The sequence below is a fragment of the Kushneria pakistanensis genome (assembly GCF_014652795.1).
Taxonomy (GTDB): domain Bacteria; phylum Pseudomonadota; class Gammaproteobacteria; order Pseudomonadales; family Halomonadaceae; genus Kushneria; species Kushneria pakistanensis.
In genome coordinates this window covers 710,172-729,558 of sequence record NZ_BMZM01000001.1, presented here as the reverse complement: position 1 = coordinate 729,558, position 19,387 = coordinate 710,172, and the positions used below count along the sequence as shown (strand labels likewise).

The following is a 19,387-nucleotide window of genomic DNA, read 5'->3' as shown; positions in this document are numbered from 1 at the left end:
AAGCACATAAAAAGGGGGCCATATGGCCCCCTTTCATTGGAACTCTACCTTACCAGCCGGTAGCTTCCTTGAGCTTGTCACCGATTTCTGCCAGCGAACGTACTGTACGAACGCCTGCGGCCTCAAGCGCCTGGAACTTGTCGTCCGCAGTGCCCTTGCCGCCGGCAATAATGGCGCCAGCATGGCCCATACGCTTGCCGGGAGGTGCCGTAACACCAGCGATGTAAGCCACAACCGGCTTGGTCACGTGCTCCTTGATGTACTGAGCTGCTTCCTCTTCAGCCGTACCGCCGATCTCGCCGATCATGACGATCGCCTCGGTTGCCGGATCCTTCTCGAACATCTCGAGGATATCGATGAAGTTGGACCCAGGGATCGGATCGCCGCCAATGCCAACACAGGAAGACTGACCAAAACCGTGATCGGTCGTCTGCTTGACCGCTTCATAGGTCAGCGTACCGGAGCGTGACACGATACCCACCCGGCCGGGCTTGTGGATGTGGCCGGGCATGATGCCGATCTTGGACTGGCCGGGCGTGATCACGCCAGGGCAGTTGGGACCGATCAGGCGAACACCCAGCTCGTCGCACTTGACCTTTACGTCAAGCATGTCCAGCGTCGGGATGCCTTCGGTGATGCAGATGATCAGCTTGATCCCTGCATTGGCTGCTTCAAGGATGGAATCCTTGCAAAACGCTGCCGGAACATAGATGACGGTTGCTTCAGCGCCTGTCTGGTCAACGGCTTCACGAACGGTATTGAATACCGGCAGGCCAAGATGGGTCTGACCACCCTTGCCCGGCGTGACACCACCTACCATGTTGGTGCCATATTCGATGGCCTGTTCCGAATGGAACGTGCCCTGACCGCCGGTAAAGCCCTGGCAGATTACCTTGGTATTCTTGTCAATCAGGATACTCATTATTTGCCCTCCGCTGCTTTAACCACCTGTTGCGCCGCATCGGTCAGGCTGGTTGCTGCAATAATGTTGAGGCCGCTTTCGGCAAGCTTTTGCGTACCCAGCTCGGCATTGTTGCCTTCAAGACGAACCACGACGGGCACGTTGACGCCAACCTGCTCTACCGCGCCCATGATGCCTTCAGCAATCATGTCGCAACGTACGATACCGCCAAAGATGTTGACCAGAACGGCCTTCACTGAGGTATCCGACAGAATGATCTTGAACGCTTCAGCCACACGCTCCTTGGTCGCGCCGCCGCCGACATCAAGGAAGTTGGCCGGCTGTCCACCGGAAAGCTTGATGATATCCATGGTGCCCATGGCAAGGCCTGCGCCGTTGACCATGCAGCCGATGTTGCCATCCAGCGCCACATAGTTGAGCTCCCACTTCTGGGCGTTGGCTTCGCGCTCATCTTCCTGGCTGGGGTCACGCATCTCTTCGAGATCGGGATGACGATACAGCGCATTGCTGTCCAGGTTGATCTTGGCATCCAGGCAGTGCAGATCGCCGCTTTCGGTAATGACCAGCGGGTTGATCTCCAGCAGCGCGAAATCCTTGTCGGCAAACATCTTGGCCAGACCCAGGAAGATTTTGGTGAACTGCTTGATCTGGTCCTTGTTCAGGCCCAGCTGGAACGCCAGCTCACGCGCCTGATAGGGCTGCGGCCCGACCAGCGGATCGATTTCGGCCTTGAGAATCTTTTCAGGTGTCTCTTCAGCCACCTTCTCGATCTCGACACCACCTTCAGTAGATGCCATGAACACGATACGACGCGAACCGCGGTCCACAACGGCGCCCAGATACAGCTCGGTGGCGATATCGGTGCAGTTTTCGACCAAAATCTTCGTGACCGGCTGGCCTTTCTCATCTGTCTGGTAGGTCACCAGGTTCTTGCCCAGCCACTGTTCTGCAAAGGCGCTGGCATCTTCCGGGCTTTCTACCAGTTTGACACCGCCTGCCTTGCCGCGACCACCGGCATGCACCTGGGCCTTGACTACCCAGCGATCCCCGCCAATTTTCTGACATGCCCTGGCAGCTTCTTCGGGACTATCTACCGCGTATCCCTTGGAAACCGGCAGACCATAATCAGCAAATAACTGTTTTGACTGATACTCGTGAAGATTCATCGTCTCATGCCATTGGTTGCATTGGACTCGATTGATGGGGCGCCAGCCAAAGGCGTGTCACCCCATCCCGATTCACTTCGGCCGCGGTCGAAGTGAGATTCAACGTCAATGTCGAAGCATTAACGCTTTTTGCGGTTCGCCATATGGATGGCATGCCCTTCCACTGCCAGTGCTGCTTCGTGCACGGCCTCGGAAAGTGTCGGGTGGGCAAAGCAGGTCAGCGCCAGATCTTCGGCGCTGGAGCCAAACTCCATTGCAATGACACCCTGCGCGATCAGCTCACCGGCATGCTGGCCGATGATATGGACGCCCAGAATGCGATCGGTACTGGCATCGGTAACCACCTTGGCCATGCCTTCGGTGGCATTATTGGCCATGGCGCGACCGCTGGCCGAGAACGGGAAGACGCCGCTTTTAACCTCAAAGCCTTCCTTTTTGGCCTGCTGCTCGCTCATGCCGACCCAGGCGACTTCAGGCGAGGTGTAGATGACGCTGGGGATGGCGTCGTAATTCATCTGGGCCTTTTCGCCGTGGATGATATCGGCAACCATCATGCCCTCTTCCGACCCCTTGTGGGCCAGCATCGGACCGCGCACCACGTCACCGATGGCAAAGACGCCCGGCGCGTTGGTCTGGCAGGTATCGTCAACCTGGATGAAGCCGCGCTCATCTATTTCAACGCCCGTGCCATCGGCCAGCAGATTTTTGGTATAGGGACGACGACCAACGCAAACGATCAGCTTGTCGAAGGTCTGCTCCTGCTCACCGTTGCTGTCGGTGTATTTCACGACAACTTCGCTGTCCTTGATATCGGTGCCAGTGACGCGCGCGCCTAGACGAATATCAAGGCCCTGCTTGCCAAGCAGCTTTTTGGTTTCCTTGGCGATCTGTTCATCGACCACCGGCAGGAAGCTGTCCATGGCTTCAAGAACCGTGACGTCACTGCCCAGACGCTTCCAGACACTGCCCAGCTCCAGCCCGATAACGCCGGCACCGATGACGCCCAGTCTTTTGGGCACTTCCTGGAATTCCAGTGCGCCGGAAGAATCAACGATCAGGCCTTCGGTCAGCGGTGCAGGCGGAATTTCAACCGGTACGCTGCCGCTGGCAATAATGACGTTTTCAGCTTCATAGGTCTCGCTATTGCCGTCATGATCGGTCACTTCAACCTTCTTGCCGGGCTGCAGCTGACCCGTACCTTCAAGAGCGGTCACACCGTTGGCCTTGAACAGGGCGCTGATACCGCCGGTCAGGTTGGCGACCGTCTTTTCCTTGCGAGCCATCATCTTTTTGACGTCCATCTGAACGTCACTGACTTCAATGCCCAGATCGCTGTATTCGTCGCGAGCTTCGACATACTTGTGAGACGTTTCCAGCAGCGCCTTGGAAGGAATGCAACCCACGTTCAGACAGGTGCCGCCGTGTACGGTCTTGCCACTTTTATTGACCCACTTTTCGACGCAGGCCACTTTCATGCCCAGCTGGGCAGCACGAATTGCGGCAACATAGCCTCCGGGGCCAGCGCCGATCACGATGACATCAAATTTGTCAGCCATGTGTATCCCTGTACGGTTCATTTTCGATCACCTGCACGCGGCTGGCGATCGTGACAAAACAGCCCGCCCGGTACAGGACCGGGCGGGATTAACAAGCTCAGACGTCAAGCAGAAAACGCGCAGGATCCTCGAGCAGACTCTTGATGGCCACGAGGAACTGAACCGCATCCTTGCCATCGATCATGCGGTGATCGTAGGAAAGCGCCAGATACATCATCGGGCGAATTTCGACCTTGCCGTTGACCGCCATCGGACGTTCCTGAATCTTGTGCATTCCCAGGATGGCCGTTTGCGGCGGATTGAGAATGGGCGTCGACATCAGCGAGCCAAAGATGCCGCCATTGGTGATGGTAAAGGTACCGCCCTGCATGTCCTCGATGCCCAGCTTGCCATCACGGCCACGCTTGCCGAAGTCACCGATGGTCTTTTCGACATCAGCAAGCTTCATGGAGTCCGTGTCACGCAGTACCGGTACGACCAGACCGCGCGGCGTGGATACGGCAACGCCAATATCCTGATAGCCGTGATAGACGATGTCAGTACCGTCAATGGAGGCATTGACGTCCGGGAAGCGCTTAAGGGCTTCGGTCGCAGCCTTGACGAAAAAGCCCATGAAACCGAGCTTCACGTCGTGCGCCTTCTGGAAGTCATCCTTGTACTGGCTGCGCAGTGCCATGACCGCGCTCATGTCCACCTCGTTATAGGTGGTCAGCATGGCCGCTGTCTGTTGCGCCTGTACCAGACGCTTGGCGATGGTCTGACGCAGGCGGCTCATGGGCACACGCTGCTCGGGTCGATCACCCTGAATGGCAGCAGTTGCCGGTGCGGCGGCCTTCTGACTTACCCCTGCGCCACCTGAAGCGCTGCCGGAACTGGCGGGCTTGTCTCCGCCGCCCTTTTTGGCACTGCCAGCATCCACGGCCTTTTGTACGTCTTCCTTCAGGATACGACCACCCTTGCCAGTACCCTGAATCCTGTTGACATCAAGGTCATGCTCGGCCACCAGCTTGCGTGCTGCCGGTGCCAGCACCTTGTCGCCAACCTTCTCATCCTGTTCGGCATTGGCATCGCCAATTTCGGCCTGGCTGTCGTCTCCGCGGGACTCGGCAGAAGCACCGACAGCATCGCCATTGCCTTCGCCAAAGCGCGCCAGTACCTGCTCCGAGGTCACCTGGCTGCCCTCATCGGCAAGAATTTCGGTCAGGGCACCGTCGGAAGGGGCAACCACTTCCAGCACTACCTTGTCGGTTTCGATCTCTGCCAGTACTTCATCACGCTTGACCGGATCGCCGACCTTCTTGTTCCAGCTGGCAACAGTGCCTTCCTGAACGGACTCCGGGAAAGACGGCGCCTTGACATCGACCGACGCACCGGAAGTTTTCGGCTTTTCGCCACCGCTTTCACAGGCTTCGGCAGGCTTGTCGGAAGAAGACTTGCTGCTGGATGCCTCTTCTTCCCTGTCCTGCTCGTCAGCACTATCTTCCTTGTCAGTACTGCCCTGTGCCGCAGACTTGCCGCCCTCGCCCAGACGGCCCAGCACCTGTTCAGACTGGCAGACTTCACCTTCCTGAACAGCAATTTCTTCAACCGTACCATCTGCGGGCGCCACTACCTCAAGCACCACCTTGTCGGTTTCGATTTCAACGATCAGTTCGTCACGAGAAACACTGTCTCCCGGCTTTTTGTGCCAGGTAGCCACGGTTCCTTCCGCGACGGATTCGGGAAAGCTTGGCGCCTTGATGTCTGTTGCCATGATTATTCCTTAATATCCTCTTCTCGGTAGCCGGCAATCGCGGCACTCATGTTCCTGAGCTGTGATCAGGCGTTCAACCGTTGAACGCCTTGTCCACCAGCGATCGCTGCTGCTCACTATGCACTGCCATGTACCCGGCTGCCGGCGCCGCTGACTCGGCACGTCCTGCAAAGCCGAGTTCGCTGCCCAGTCCAGCGCTCACCTGATCAGCCACCTTGCGCATGTGATGCTGGCTTTGATACCACGCACCCTGGTTCTTGGGCTCTTCCTGACACCAGACCACGCGCTCGAGGTTGGTATAGTTTTCAATGGCAGCAAGGAGTGACTCTTCCGGGAACGGATAGAGCTGCTCGATACGAATGATGGCAGTGTCAAAGCGCTCGTTCTCTGCACGCCATGTCGCAAGATCGTAGTAGACCTTGCCGGAGCAGAAGATCACGCGCTTGACCTGCTCGGCCTCAAGCTTGCCCTGATCGGGAATGACCATCTGGAAGCGGCCATCGGACAGGTCTTCAAGCGTGGAAGTTGCATCCTTGTGACGCAAAAGACTCTTGGGCGACATGATGATCAAGGGCTTGCGTAGCCCACGAATGACCTGACGACGCAGCAGATGGAAAATCTGCGCCGGGGTGGTCGGGACACAGACCTGCATGTTCTCTTCAGCACACAACTGCAGGAAGCGCTCCAGACGGGCTGAAGAGTGCTCCGGCCCCTGACCTTCGTAGCCATGCGGCAGCAGCAGGGTCAGGCCACACAGGCGCCCCCACTTGGTTTCGCCCGATGAGATGAACTGATCGATCACGACCTGAGCGCCATTGGCAAAGTCACCAAACTGCGCTTCCCATGCAATCAGGGCATTGGGTGTGGTCGTGGCATAACCATATTCAAAGGCCATCGCGCCTTCCTCGGACAGGAAGGAATCATAAATCTTGAAGCTCGGCTGATTGGGCTTGAGATGACAAAGCGGCGTCCATATCGAGCCGTCCTTCTGGTTATGCACGACAGCATGACGGTGGGAGAAGGTACCCCGTCCCGTATCCTGCCCCGTCAGGCGTACCGGATGCCCCTGATCGATCAGCGTGGCGTAGGCCAGAGTTTCGGCGAAGCCCCAGTTAATCCCCAGACTGCCGGCCACCATCTTGCGGCGGTCCTCATAGACCTTGGCCACCTGACGCTGTGTGTCGACATCATCGGGGATGTCGCACATCTTGGTGGCCAGTTCCTGCATCCGCTTTAGATCGAAGGAAGTATCGGCTTCACCCGTCCAGCGATGCCCCAGATAGGGCGCCCAGTCAACAAAGAGGTTGCTGTTGGGCTCCTGAACCAGTGCATTGGCCACGTGGTTGCCGTTATCAAGATCTTCCCGATAGCCGTCGACCAGCCCCTTCACCTCGTCTTCGTCCAGCACGCCTTCCTCAACCAGACGACGGGCATAGATCGTACGCGAGCTGTCATGGCTCTTGATCTTCTGATACATGAGCGGCTGGGTGCCGGAGGGTTCGTCCGCTTCGTTGTGACCGCGACGGCGATAGCAGATGAGGTCGATGACCACATCCTTTTTGAACTGCTGACGATAGTCGATGGCCACCTGGGTGGCATGCAGGACGGCGTCGGGATCATCCCCGTTCACATGGAAGATTGGCGCCTGCACCATCTTGGCGATATCGGTACAGTACTCGGTAGAACGTGCATCATCACGACGAGAGGTCGTGAACCCGACCTGGTTGTTGATGACGATGTGAACCGTGCCACCTGTCTTGTAGCCACGCAGCTGCGACATCTGGAAGGTTTCCATGATGACGCCCTGTCCTGCCACCGCAGCATCGCCATGCACCACCAGCGGCAATACCTGATCGCCTTCGGTGTCTTCACGACGGTCCTGGCGCGCACGTACCGAGCCTTCAACAACCGGGGTCACGATCTCGAGGTGGGACGGGTTAAAGGCCAGCGCCAGATGCACTTCACCACCCGGCGTCATGACATTGGAGCTGAAACCCTGGTGGTATTTCACGTCACCAGAGCCATGCTCGATCATCTTCTTGCCATCGAACTCGTCGATCAGCTCACTCGGGCTCTTGCCCAGAATGTTGACCAGAAGATTGAGACGGCCACGGTGCGCCATGCCGATCACGACCTCGCGCACGCCGTAGTTGCCCGAGCGCTGGATCAGCTCATCCACCATCGGAATAAAGCTTTCACCACCTTCCAGGCCAAAACGCTTGGTGCCCGGATACCGGCTGGCAAGATAATTCTCCAGCCCTTCTGCAGCCGTCAGACGCTCCAGTACATGCTTGCGTATATCGGCCGAGTAGTCGGGTCTGGAACGTACCGATTCGAACCGCTGCTCAAGCCAGCGCTTTTCCTCGGTATTGACGATATGCATGAACTCGCAGCCAATCGAGCGACAGTAGGTCTGCTCAAGCGCCTCAATGATCTCTTTCAGCGGCGCGCTGTCCTTGCCTATGAACAGGGAGCCGGTCTGAAACTCGGTATCCATGTCGGCATCGGAGAGCTGGTGAAAGGAGAGCTCGAGATCGGGAACGGTTTCTGCAACCCGCAGCCCCAACGGATCAATATTGGCCTTTTGATGGCCTCTGAACCGGTAGGCGTTAATCAACTGAAGAACGCGAACCTGCTTGCGATTGGCTTCTTCATTTTCAGCAGCACCTGACGCCACTGGCGCCAGTGAACGACGCTCACGGGCGAGGTGATAGAACTGATCGCGAATCGGGGCAAGGGGAACGTCCCGGGAGGGGCCACCATCATAGCCGGGGAGGCTATCAAAGTACTGTCGCCACTCATCGGGGACAGACTGAGGATCGGAAAGGTACTGTTCGTAAAGCTCTTCAACGTAATGGGCGTTGCTCCCGCTCATGTGCGAGGTACGCCACATCAACTCCATTATGCCTTCTTGCATCGCTCGATCACCCTGGGTCTGGGGTGGGGTCAGTGATCGCAGTCGTTGCGACCACCTTGATGTAAATCACGAATCGCGCTGTATAACCATTGACCCAATCAACCGGGCCAGTGTCGAAGCTCGTACTCGACTTTATGCTGCCGCCCCGCAGGGCGACAGCAGGTACTCAATGATAACAAGCAAGGCCTGTCATATTAAGCAAAAACCGTATATCACGCGGTATTGCGCACCAGCATTTCACGGATCTTGCCAATGGCCCGGGTCGGGTTGAGCCCCTTGGGACAAACGTTGACACAGTTCATGATGCCGCGACACCTGAATACGCTGAACGGATCATCCAGTTCTGACAGGCGATCCTGGGTATGCGTATCACGGGAGTCAGCCAGGAAACGATACGCCTGCAAAAGACCGGCAGGCCCCACGAACTTGTCCGGATTCCACCAAAACGATGGGCAGGACGTCGAACAGCAGGCACACAGAATGCACTCGTAAAGACCATCAAGCTTGTCACGGTCTTCCGGCGACTGCAGGCGTTCAATGGCCGGCGGACGTTCGTCATTTTGCAGGTAAGGCTGAATACGCTCGTACTGCTTGTAAAACAGTGACATGTCGATGATCAGATCACGGATGACGGGCAGACCCGGCAATGGACGCAGCACCAGTCGGTTGTCTTTGACAACCTCCGACAGCGGCGTCACGCATGAAAGACCGTTCTTGCCGTTCATGTTCATGCCGTCAGAGCCGCAGACACCTTCACGGCAGCTGGCGCGATATACCAGTGAGCTGTCCTGCTCTTTGATCATCTGCAGTACGTTGAGCACCATCAGATCGCGACCCTGCGTATCGATCTCGAAGTCCTGCATCCAGGGCGCATCGTCGTTTTCAGGGTTATAGCGGTAAACGGAGACCTGTAATGTCGACATATGGATCATCCCCTCATCAATAGGTACGAACTTTGGGCTGGAACGTGTCGACGGTCTTTGGAGAAAAATTGACATCACGCTGTGTCAGCGTTTTTTCCGTCGGATGATAGATCGAGTGTTTCAGCCAGTTTTCATCGTCACGATCGGGGTAGTCCTCACGCGAGTGAGCACCACGACTCTCGCGTCTTTCAAGGGCCGCAATGGCGGTGGCCTCGGCGACTTCCATCAGGTTGTCCAGTTCAAGGGCCTCGATACGGGCGGTATTGAACATGTCTGACTTGTCAGGCAGCCAGGCATTGGCAATACGCTCGCGCAGGTCCTCAAGTTTTCTTACGCCTTCCTGCATGTTGTCTTCCTTGCGGAAAACACCAAAGTTGTTTTGCATGATGGTCTGCAGATCGCGCTTGAGCTCGGGCACCGTTTCGCCATTGCCCGATTCGTTCCAGCGATTCAGACGCGCCATGGCACCGTCGATATCCGACTGCGAGGCTTCCAGGTACTCGATGCCCTGATTAAGGGTTTCCTCGATGTGCATGCCGGCAGCACGACCAAAGACCACCAGATCCAGCAGCGAGTTGCCACCCAGACGATTACTGCCGTGGACGGATACACAGGCCACTTCACCACAGGCGAAAAGACCATTGATGACCTGATCGTTGCCGTCGGCATCAACCGTCAGTGCCTGACCATGCACATTGGTCGGAATACCGCCCATCATGTAGTGACAGGTTGGCACGACCGGAATCGGTTCCTTGACCGGATCGACATGCGCAAAGGTGCGAGAAAGCTCAACAATACCGGGCAGACGTTTCATGAGGACGTCTTCGCCCAGGTGATCGAGCTTGAGCATGACGTGATCGCCATTTTCGCCACAGCCGCGACCTTCCAGTACTTCAAGCACCATGGAACGCGCCACAACGTCACGACCGGCAAGGTCCTTGGCATTGGGGGCGTAACGCTCCATGAACCGCTCGCCATCCTTGTTGATCAGGTAGCCGCCTTCACCACGACAGCCTTCCGTGACCAGCGTACCGGCGCCATAAATGCCGGTCGGATGGAACTGCCACATTTCAATGTCCTGCACCGGGAAGCCGGCCCGCAGAGCCATGCCGATACCGTCACCGGTATTGATCAGGGCATTGGTCGTGGAGGCAAAGATACGCCCCGCTCCGCCTGTTGCCAGTACGGTGGCCTTGGCCTTGATCATCACGGTTTCGCCGGTTTCCATGCAGATGGCGATAACGCCTACCACATCGTTGTTGGCGTTGCGCACCAGATCAACGGCGTACCACTCGTTGAGAAAGACCGTATTGTTTTTCAGGTTATTCTGATAAAGGGTATGCAACAGGGCATGGCCGGTCCGGTCTGCTGCCGCACAGGTTCTGGCCGCCTGACCACCCTTGCCGTAGTCCTTGGACTGCCCACCGAAGGGGCGCTGATAGATACGGCCATTGTCAAAACGGGAAAACGGTAACCCCATGTGCTCAAGCTCGAAGACGGCCTTGGGCCCTTCGTTGCACATATACTCGATGGCGTCCTGATCACCGATGTAGTCAGACCCCTTGACGGTGTCATACATGTGCCAGCGCCAGTCATCGTTCGGGTCGGCACTGCCGATGGCACAGGTGATACCGCCCTGAGCGGAAACGGTGTGGGAGCGTGTGGGAAAAACCTTTGACAGCACCGCTGTCTGTTTACCGGACTGTGCCAGCTGCAGTGCTGCACGCAGGCCGGAACCGCCACCACCAATGATGATGGCGTCAAAGGTCAGGGTACGTAACTGTGTCATGTCAAACTCCCCAGATAACCTGCACACCCCAGACCACGAACACAAACAGGGCCAGGATGACGAATAGCAGCGTGCCAAAACGAATGGCAGCGGGCTTGATGTAGTCGGTAGCCACGATCCAGAGGCCTACCCAGGTGTGGGCGGCAATGGAAAGAAGCGCCAGCAGCGTGAATACCTTCATCCAGAGATGACTGAAAAGGCCTGACCAGGCGGCATAATCCAGATCAGGGTTGAACATCAGATACGCCACCATAAAGATGGTGTAGAGCCCCAGAATAACGGCAGAAGCACGCTGGATCATCCAGTCGGCCACGCCATTGCGACCCGGATTCAAAATGTTGGTTACCATACCCAGACTCCTGCCATAACAACCAGTAATGCGCTGATGATGATGGTCAGCTGTGCCCCACGCTGGCCGCCTTCAAGTGTTTCGCCATGCCCCATGTCCATGATGAGGTGACGCACGCCTGCTACAAGATGAAAGCCCAGTGCCGACAAGAGCCCCCACAGGACCAGCCTGGCCAGAAAGCCATGGGCCATTTCCTCTCGGACGGCCTCGAACCCGGCAGGAGAAGACAGGGACACCTGAAAGGCCCACATCAGAAAGAGCAGGCCGATAAACAGCAAAATGCCTGATACACGGTGCGAAATGGATACAAGGGCTGGCAGGGGAAACTGGATACTTGAAAGGTCCAGATTCACCGGACGCTTGGCAGTCGACAAGGGTCGTTGACTCTTCACGGCGCTTTTCTCTCCCGGCCCGCATGAATAGACCACGGGCAGTTTTTGGTAGGATTCGATTATCATCAGGTCAGGTCGCCTGGACAGGCGATGGATCGCCCGTCGCGCGGCCACTGATTATATGTCCCCGCCCTGCGGATGACAAATTGACGCATATTTTTGTAAACGTTTGGAAAGCTCAAAACTCGAGCAAAAACGGGCTATATTCGTGCCGTATGCACATTAAAAAAAGCTTTTTGTTACGGCTACATGAAATAAATACATCATGCTCGGGCCCGGGCATGCATTGAATTGACAAACTGTCGCACCCGCTCAATAGTGGGCCCTCAAGATTTGGCGGACATACCTGATAGAACAGTACTTTATATAATTCGAGGAGGCCTTATGGCTGACAGGAAGGCGCAACTGACCATCGACGGCCTGGAGACTCCCGTCGAGCTGCCTATCTATTCGGGCACGACGGGTCCTGATGTGATTGATGTCCGCGGCCTGATAGACCACGGTTACTTCACTTATGACCCCGGCTTTGTTTCAACCGCATCATGCGAGTCCGAAATTACCTATATCGATGGTGCCAACGGCGTATTGCTTCATCGCGGCTATCCCATCGAACAGCTGGCCACACACTCCAACCATACCAAGCTGAGCTATCTACTGCTCAATGGTGAAATCCCTGACGACGAAGCCTACAAGGCCTTTAGACAAAGCGTCTCGCGCCACACCATGGTGCACGAGCAGATCGTCAACTTTTTCAAGGGTTTCCGGCGCGATGCTCACCCCATGGCAGTACTGTGTGGCGTAGCGGGTGCCCTGTCAGCCTTCTATCATGACAATCTGGATATTACCCAGGACCATGACCGCCAGGTTTCGGCCATCCGCCTGATCGCCAAGATGCCGACGCTGGCTGCCATGTGCTACAAGTACAACATCGGCCAGCCCTTCGTTTATCCCCGCAATGATCTTGATTACGCTGAAAACTTTCTCTACATGATGTTCAGCAACCCCTGCGAGGAATACAGGATCAATCCGGTGGCCGCCAAGGCCATGGACCGTATCTTCATGCTTCATGCCGATCATGAGCAGAACGCCTCGACCTCAACGGTGCGCCTGGCAGGCTCTACCGGCGCCAACCCGTTTGCCTGCATTAGCGCTGGCATCGCAGCCCTTTGGGGGCCGGCACACGGCGGCGCCAACGAAGCGGTGCTCGACATGCTGGCTGAAATCGGTGACGAGTCCGAAGAGAACATTCAGCGCTTTGTGGATCGCGCCAAGAACAAGCAGGACGCTTTCCGTCTCATGGGCTTTGGCCACCGGGTATATCGAAACTTCGATCCGCGTGCCAAGGTCATGAAGGAAACCTGTGATGAAGTGCTTGAAGAACTGGGCATGGGCGATGACCCCCAGCTCAAGATTGCCAAGCGCCTTGAGCAGATTGCGCTGGAAGACGATTACTTTATCGAGCGCAAGCTTTACCCCAATGTCGACTTTTACTCCGGCATCATCCTGCGCGCGCTGGGCATTCCAAAGAACATGTTCACCGTCATCTTTGCCGTGGCACGTACGACGGGCTGGATTTCGCACTGGAATGAGATGATTACCAACGGGACCCGCATCGGCCGTCCCAGACAGCTCTACAAGGGCTACACGCAAAGGGATTATCCCGGTCATCAGTAAGCGATTGCCCGGAACGCAAAAAGGCCGTCATTAACGGCCTTTTTTATGCGCACTGGACTGGCTTGCGAAGTGTTTTATCCCCCTCCTCTGATGCTTTTTATATCTTGACATCAGATTGAATATCACCACTGCGAAAAGCACCATTCATTGTCCACACAATCTGTGGATAAGCCTGTTTATAACGTATGAAGAAGGTCTCAAAATCGCCATATTCAGGGCGCTCCAGACAGATTGGATATTTTTTAACCAACCATAAGCCACTGAATATAAAGAGTTTTTTATAAAAACAATGAGATAGGCGCTTTTCCTGAAGCTGTTCGAAAGACAGATCAGTAAAAGCCAAAATCAGTGGACAATCTGGAATGGTGTCAAGTCCCTGATGCACAAAAATTTGACGGCATCGGGAACGAATTTATCGCGACATGTGACGTGATAAAGGGCTGAAATACTTCAGGCAGGAAATGGCGTCCCATAGGGGGTTCGAACCCCTGTTACCGCCGTGAAAGGGCGGTGTCCTGGACCACTAGACGAATGGGACGTAAAGGTGGTGGAGCCTAGCGGGATCGAACCGCTGACCTCGACACTGCCAGTGTCGCGCTCTCCCAGCTGAGCTAAGGCCCCAATGCCCCGACCTGTGCAGAGGACTGCGGTCAGGAACGGGGCGTATCTTACTGATGGATATGACGATCGTCAAGTCTATTACGCATCATGAGCAGGTAGATCCCGATACTCCTTCTCAAGCGCCTTGCCCTGCTTCTTGGACACGCCGCCCAGTACCTGTAGCGCATGCCGTAGACGCGCCCGGGTCATGTCAGACCCCAGAATCACCATGGCATCCATGACCGAGGTTGAGGTCTGACTACCGGTCACGGCAACGAACACCGGGGCCAGAAAGGCTTTCATCTTGAGCTCGAGATAGCTCGACAAGAGCTTGACCTCAGCCAGCAATGATTCCTTGTCCCAGCCACGAACATTTTCCAGCCGCCAGAGCAGAAACTGCAGCAGTCGAACCGTCTGCTCGCGCGTCATGCCCATCTCATCAAACTGCTCGGCCTGCAGGTTCGGCAGCCCCGAGAAGAAATGGCCCGCCAGCGGCATGACCTCGGAGAGCGTCTGCACCCGCGGCCTGACCTGCGGCAGAATCTTACCCACGTACTCTTCGTTGAAGGCCCACTGCATCAGCTTGCGCATGAAGGCCTCATCATCGAGATCTTCACGGAGGTAGACCCCGTTCAGCCAGGTCAGTTTTTCCAGATCAAATACCGGCCCGCCCAGCGAAATGCGATGGATATCGAAGCTGGCCATCATCTCATTGAGGGTGAACTTCTCGCGCTCATCGGGCATCGACCAGCCCATGCGGCCCAGATAGTTGGTGACGGCCTGAGGCAGATAACCCATGCGCTTGTAGTAGTTGATCGAGGTCGGATTCTTGCGCTTGGAAAGCTTGGACTTGTCCGGATTGCGCAGCAGCGGCAGGTGACACAGTGCCGGCATCTCCCAGCCAAAATATTCATATAACAGAATGTGCTTGGGTGCCGAGTTGATCCACTCCTCACCGCGCAGTACATGCGTAATGCCCATGAGGTGGTCATCCACCACATTGGCCAGGTGGTAGGTCGGCATGCCGTCCGACTTCATCAGGATCTGCGCATCCACCTGCGCCCAGTCCACCTCGATCTCGCCGCGCAACATGTCGGTAAAACGGCAGCTGCCTTCCCCGGGCACTTTCATGCGTACGACATGCGGCCAGCCTTCCTGCTCGCGCCGGGCATGCTCGCCGTCATCCAGATAAAGATCCTCGGGCTTGAGCGCGGTATAAAGCCCCTGCGCCTTGCGCGCCTCACGCATCTCGTCAAGCTCTTCGCTGGTGCGATAGCACTTGAAGGCATGACCACTGTCCAGAAGCTTCTGAACATGAGCAGCATAGATGTCACCGCGCTCGCTCTGGCGATAGGGGCCATGAGGACCACCGACATCCGGACCCTCGGCCCAGTCAATACCCAGCCAGCGCAGCGAATCCAGAATCATCTGCTCGGATTCGGACGTGGAGCGCACCCGGTCGGTGTCTTCAATACGAAGAATGAACTCGCCGCCGTGTTGTTTTGCAAAGCAGAGATTGAAAAGGGCCACATAGGCAGTACCGACATGGGGGTCGCCGGTCGGCGAAGGGGCAATACGCGTGCGTACAGTCATGAAAACGGCCATTGGCTGGAAAACGTGTCACTATTATACGCCAACTGACTCGCGCACTTAAGCCGCCGCACATCGTCTCATGACCCATGTCCTGTGCGGCTGCGACGAAGTACCTCTGTGCGTACGAGCGCATTTTTGTTGATATTGTGTCCCCGCTCTCGATGGAGCCGTCATGGCATCGAATGAAACACCTCGCCAGTGGCTGCAACGCACTGCCAAACGAGGCGCTCGCTGGACCCGACTCTCGGTGATTGCAGGCACCCTTTCCACACTGATTCTGCTGGTACAGGCATGGTGCATCGCCACCATCGCACAGCGCATGGTGATCGACAGCGCCGACTTCTCCTCCCTTGTCACGCCCTTGCTGCTACTGCCACCGGCCTTTATCGCCCGTGGGCTGCTGGTTCGGGCACGCACTATTTTTGGCGCCCGCGGCGGCATCGAAATACGACAGTCCGTACGCCGGGAGCTGCTGGAGCGCATCGCCATCCTCGGGCCGCTGTGGGCACGGCGCCAGCATAGCGCCACACTGAGCAACCGTGTCTGGGATCAGGTCGATGCCCTGCAGGGTTTTTATGCCGACTATCGGCCACAGATGCTGCTGTGCGGCATTATTCCCGTGATCATCGTGATCGCCGTGGCGCCGTTGAGCTGGGCCGCCGCCCTGATCCTGATTGCTACCGGCCCGCTGATCCCGATGAACATGGCGATGGTGGGCCTCGGTGCCAAAAAACGTCAGGAAGACCAGTTTCTGGAAATGGGCCGCATGAGCCGACACTTTCTTGACACGCTACAGGGGCTTTCCACACTCAAGCTTTTCGATGTCAGCAAGCGCCAGGCACAGGAGGTACACACGGTGTCCGAAGGCTTCCGACGCCGCACCATGCGCGTGCTGCGCCTGGCCTTTCTCTCCTCGACCGTGCTGGAGTTTTTTGCTTCCGTCTCGATTGCTCTTCTGGCGCTCTATCTGGGCTTTGTCTATCTGGGCCAGTTCCATTTCGGCATGTATGACCATGGCATCAATCTCTTTATTGGCCTGTTCATTCTGATTCTGGCACCCGAGTTCTATCAGCCGCTGCGTGATCTTGGTGTTCACTACCACGCCAGGGCCGAAGCAGAAGCCGCCGCTGAAGACCTGATACCGATTCTCAACCGGCGCGTATTTGAGCGCGATACCGAGCAAGGTGCCTGGCAGCCTGAAGGCAGCCTTGCACTCTCCCTCCAGGGCCTGACAGCACGCTACGCTGGACGCTCCTCTGCAGCGCTTGATAACGTCACCATCGACATCCGCGCCAACGAAATGCTGGCTGTCATTGGCCCGAGCGGTGCGGGCAAGTCCACGCTGCTCAACATTTTGATGGGCTTCATGCATTTTGAGGCGGGCAGCGTCAGTGTCATGGATGGCAGTCAGCCACCGCGCGCGCTGGCCGACATTCGCCCCGATGACTGGCAGCATCAGATCGCCTGGGTAGGCCAATCGGCCGTCATTGTATCCGGCACGCTGGCCGATAATCTTCGACTGGCCAATGCTCAGGCAAGTGACGATGACCTGCTTGATGCCCTGGAGCAGGCAGCACTTCATCACTGGTTTACAGAGCTTCCCGAAGGCCTTGAAACACGGCTGGGAGAAGGCGGCCGTGCAGTATCCGGTGGTCAGGCACGACGTATTGCCCTGGCGCGCGCCTTTTTGCGCGATGCGCGACTGGTACTGCTTGATGAACCCACCGCCAGTCTTGATCAGGCCAGTGAGCGGCTTGTCATGGAAACGCTGACGCGCCTTTGCAGGGGCCGTACAGTCATATTGCTGACCCACCGCATGGAACTTCTGGCGCTGGCCGATCGGGTTCTGATGCTCGATCAGGGGCATGTACAGGCGCTGGATACGCTCGATGCCCTGCGCGCGCCGGGCGGGCCGCTGGCACGTCCGACCGCGATCGACATGTCGGAGATGCGCGATGTTTAGACAGCTTTTGCCCTATCTGCGCCTCATGAAACCCTGGGCCTGGCTGCTGGGAATCGGGATCGCGCTGCAGCTGATCGCCCTTGCCTCCAGCATCGGTCTGATGGCCCTGTCAGGCTGGTTCCTGTCAGCCTCTGCGTTGGCAGGCCTGAGCGTGGTTACCGCCCAGACCTTCAACTATCTGCTGCCATCGGCCGGCGTACGTTTTTTTGCCCTGGCACGTACCGGCACCCGCTACGGCGAGCGATTGGTCACCCACGATGCCACCTTTCGCCTGCTGTCACGACTGCGGCGCCATGTTTATGAAAGGCTTGAACCACTCTCCCCCGCCCAGCTGCAGCGCCACGGGGAAAGCGAGCTCATGACGCGTCTGACCGCCGACGTTGATGCCCTCGACGGCCTTTATCTGCGGGTGCTGGCGCCGTCCATCGTGGCGCTGCTGGGGATTGTGGTCTGCGGTGTGGTCATCGGTGTCTTTGCACCAGCCATCGGCATGTTTGCCGCCCTTGCCCTGCTGATCTCGGGTCTTTTGGGTCCATGGCTTGCCTGGCGAGCCGGACGCGCTCACTCCGATGCCTGGCAGCAGGACAACACCCGGCTGCGTGCCCGGCTGCTGGAGCGATTGAATGGCCTCTCGGAGCTGATGATCTACAACCGCTGGCATGGCGAGGTCGACAGCCTCATCAAAGGCGAACATGCCCGGGATGCCCATGAGTATCAGCTTGCCCGCCAATGGGGCAATTCACAATTGCTGTCCCATACGCTGCTGGGCCTGACGCTGACGGGGGTGCTGGGCATGGCAGGCTGGGCCGTGACCCATTACGGCATGAGCCCGGTACTGGTAGCCCTCATGGGTCTTGCCGTCATGGGCGCCTTTGAGGCGATTGCCCTGCTGCCGCAGGCCTGGCAACACCTGGGGCGCATTCAACGCGCCGCCGCACGTCTTGATGACATCCGCGAGCGCGTGTCAGAAACCAGCTTTCCGGCAGCGGGTGAACATCAGATGCCTGAAGGCACACGCCTGTCGATCGATGACCTAAGCGTTCGCTTTGATGCCGGCACCGCCGCCCTGTCCGCGGTCAGCCTGACCATAGAAGAAGGCGAGCATCTGTTGATCATTGGGCCATCCGGGGGCGGCAAGACAACGCTTTTTAATAGCCTGATCCGCTTCGTGACCCCAAATGATGGTGCCATCACGCTGGGCGGTGTTCCCCTGCATCAGCTGAGCGAGGCCACCCTGCGCGCCCAGTTCACTGTTGCCCAGCAGGAGACGCATCTTTTCACTGCCAGCTACCGCGACAACCTGACCATGGGCCAGACCATCGCGGATGAAAGCATCATGGCTGTGCTTGACGCCCTGGCCCTGCGCGACTGGCTGGAACATCAGCCTGACGGCCTGTCAGGCTTTCCGGATGAGCGCGGCAGCTCCCTGTCCGGCGGCCAGCTGAGACGCTTTGGCATCGCTCGCGCCCTGCTACGCCAGGCCCCCATCGTGCTGCTTGATGAGCCCACTGAAGGCCTGGATGAAGCCACCGAGCAGCAGGTTCTGAATGCCATTCGCGACTACTGCCGCGGACGCACGCTGATCGTGATTACCCATCGGCTAACGCAGCTTGAATGCTTTGATCGCATCGCCATGCTCGACGAGGGTCGCCTGGTAGAACATGACACGCCTGACCAGCTCATGACGAATGCCAATAGCCGTCTGGCCACATTGTGCCGGCGCATTGATCCCGAGCTTGCCGGCCTGATGCGCCCGGCCTGACATATCAATATCCGCTACGCTTGAAGGA

13 protein-coding genes and 2 tRNA genes are annotated in these 19,387 nt (G+C 57.3%); 3 read left to right on the top strand and 12 right to left on the bottom strand.

The window, feature by feature from the left end:
* Positions 1-49: 49 nt before the first annotated feature.
* From sucD to sdhC, 9 genes are all read right to left on the bottom strand, one after another.
* A complete protein-coding gene (gene sucD, locus IE123_RS03280; RefSeq protein ID WP_189515045.1) occupies positions 50-922 on the bottom strand; it encodes a succinate--CoA ligase subunit alpha in 873 nt (290 codons plus the stop codon).
* Positions 922-2,088, bottom strand: coding sequence for an ADP-forming succinate--CoA ligase subunit beta (gene sucC / locus IE123_RS03275; protein WP_189515043.1), 1,167 nt, complete (start codon positions 2,086-2,088; stop codon positions 922-924). Before sucC ends, sucD begins: the two co-directional genes overlap by 1 nt.
* Positions 2,089-2,207: 119 nt before the next feature.
* A complete protein-coding gene (gene lpdA, locus IE123_RS03270) occupies positions 2,208-3,644 on the bottom strand; it encodes a dihydrolipoyl dehydrogenase (protein WP_189515041.1) in 1,437 nt (478 codons plus the stop codon).
* Between the two features lie 97 nt (positions 3,645-3,741).
* A complete protein-coding gene (odhB, locus tag IE123_RS03265) occupies positions 3,742-5,397 on the bottom strand; it encodes a 2-oxoglutarate dehydrogenase complex dihydrolipoyllysine-residue succinyltransferase (RefSeq protein WP_189515039.1) in 1,656 nt (551 codons plus the stop codon).
* Between the two features lie 73 nt (positions 5,398-5,470).
* Positions 5,471-8,314 (bottom strand): 2-oxoglutarate dehydrogenase E1 component, encoded by a 2,844-nt coding sequence (locus IE123_RS03260; protein ID WP_189515037.1) that lies wholly within the window; start codon positions 8,312-8,314, stop codon positions 5,471-5,473.
* A gap of 212 nt (positions 8,315-8,526) precedes the next feature.
* The gene (locus IE123_RS03255; protein WP_189515035.1) at positions 8,527-9,237 is read right to left on the bottom strand and encodes a succinate dehydrogenase iron-sulfur subunit; all 711 of its coding nucleotides are present in this window, start codon (positions 9,235-9,237) and stop codon (positions 8,527-8,529) included.
* Between the two features lie 16 nt (positions 9,238-9,253).
* Positions 9,254-11,026 (bottom strand): succinate dehydrogenase flavoprotein subunit, encoded by a 1,773-nt coding sequence (gene sdhA, locus IE123_RS03250; protein WP_189515033.1) that lies wholly within the window; start codon positions 11,024-11,026, stop codon positions 9,254-9,256.
* 1 nt (position 11,027) lies between these two features.
* Positions 11,028-11,375, bottom strand: a complete 348-nt coding sequence (sdhD, locus tag IE123_RS03245; RefSeq protein WP_189515031.1) for a succinate dehydrogenase, hydrophobic membrane anchor protein — start codon at positions 11,373-11,375, stop codon at positions 11,028-11,030.
* A complete protein-coding gene (gene sdhC / locus IE123_RS03240; RefSeq protein ID WP_229819561.1) occupies positions 11,369-11,749 on the bottom strand; it encodes a succinate dehydrogenase, cytochrome b556 subunit in 381 nt (126 codons plus the stop codon). The genes sdhD and sdhC overlap by 7 nt, the downstream gene beginning before the upstream one ends.
* Positions 11,750-12,151: 402 nt before the next feature.
* Here sdhC and gltA point away from each other — a divergent pair, with 402 nt between their 5' ends.
* Positions 12,152-13,441 (top strand): citrate synthase, encoded by a 1,290-nt coding sequence (gene gltA, locus IE123_RS03235; protein ID WP_189515027.1) that lies wholly within the window; start codon positions 12,152-12,154, stop codon positions 13,439-13,441.
* 462 nt (positions 13,442-13,903) lie between these two features.
* Here gltA and IE123_RS03230 read toward each other — a convergent pair.
* The 3 genes from IE123_RS03230 to gltX all read right to left on the bottom strand — a co-directional run bounded on the left by IE123_RS03230 (position 13,904) and on the right by gltX (position 15,634).
* Positions 13,904-13,979 (bottom strand) — tRNA-Glu (locus IE123_RS03230).
* Positions 13,980-13,986: 7 nt separating this feature from the next.
* Positions 13,987-14,062 (bottom strand) — tRNA-Ala (locus IE123_RS03225).
* A gap of 78 nt (positions 14,063-14,140) precedes the next feature.
* Positions 14,141-15,634, bottom strand: coding sequence for a glutamate--tRNA ligase (gene gltX / locus IE123_RS03220; RefSeq protein WP_189515025.1), 1,494 nt, complete (start codon positions 15,632-15,634; stop codon positions 14,141-14,143).
* Between the two features lie 172 nt (positions 15,635-15,806).
* Here gltX and cydD point away from each other — a divergent pair, with 172 nt between their 5' ends.
* Entirely contained in the window at positions 15,807-17,597 is a 1,791-nt protein-coding gene (gene cydD / locus IE123_RS03215; protein ID WP_189515023.1) for a thiol reductant ABC exporter subunit CydD, read from the top strand.
* Positions 17,590-19,359, top strand: coding sequence for a thiol reductant ABC exporter subunit CydC (gene cydC, locus IE123_RS03210; RefSeq protein ID WP_189515022.1), 1,770 nt, complete (start codon positions 17,590-17,592; stop codon positions 19,357-19,359). Before cydD ends, cydC begins: the two co-directional genes overlap by 8 nt.
* Positions 19,360-19,387 lie beyond the last annotated feature (28 nt).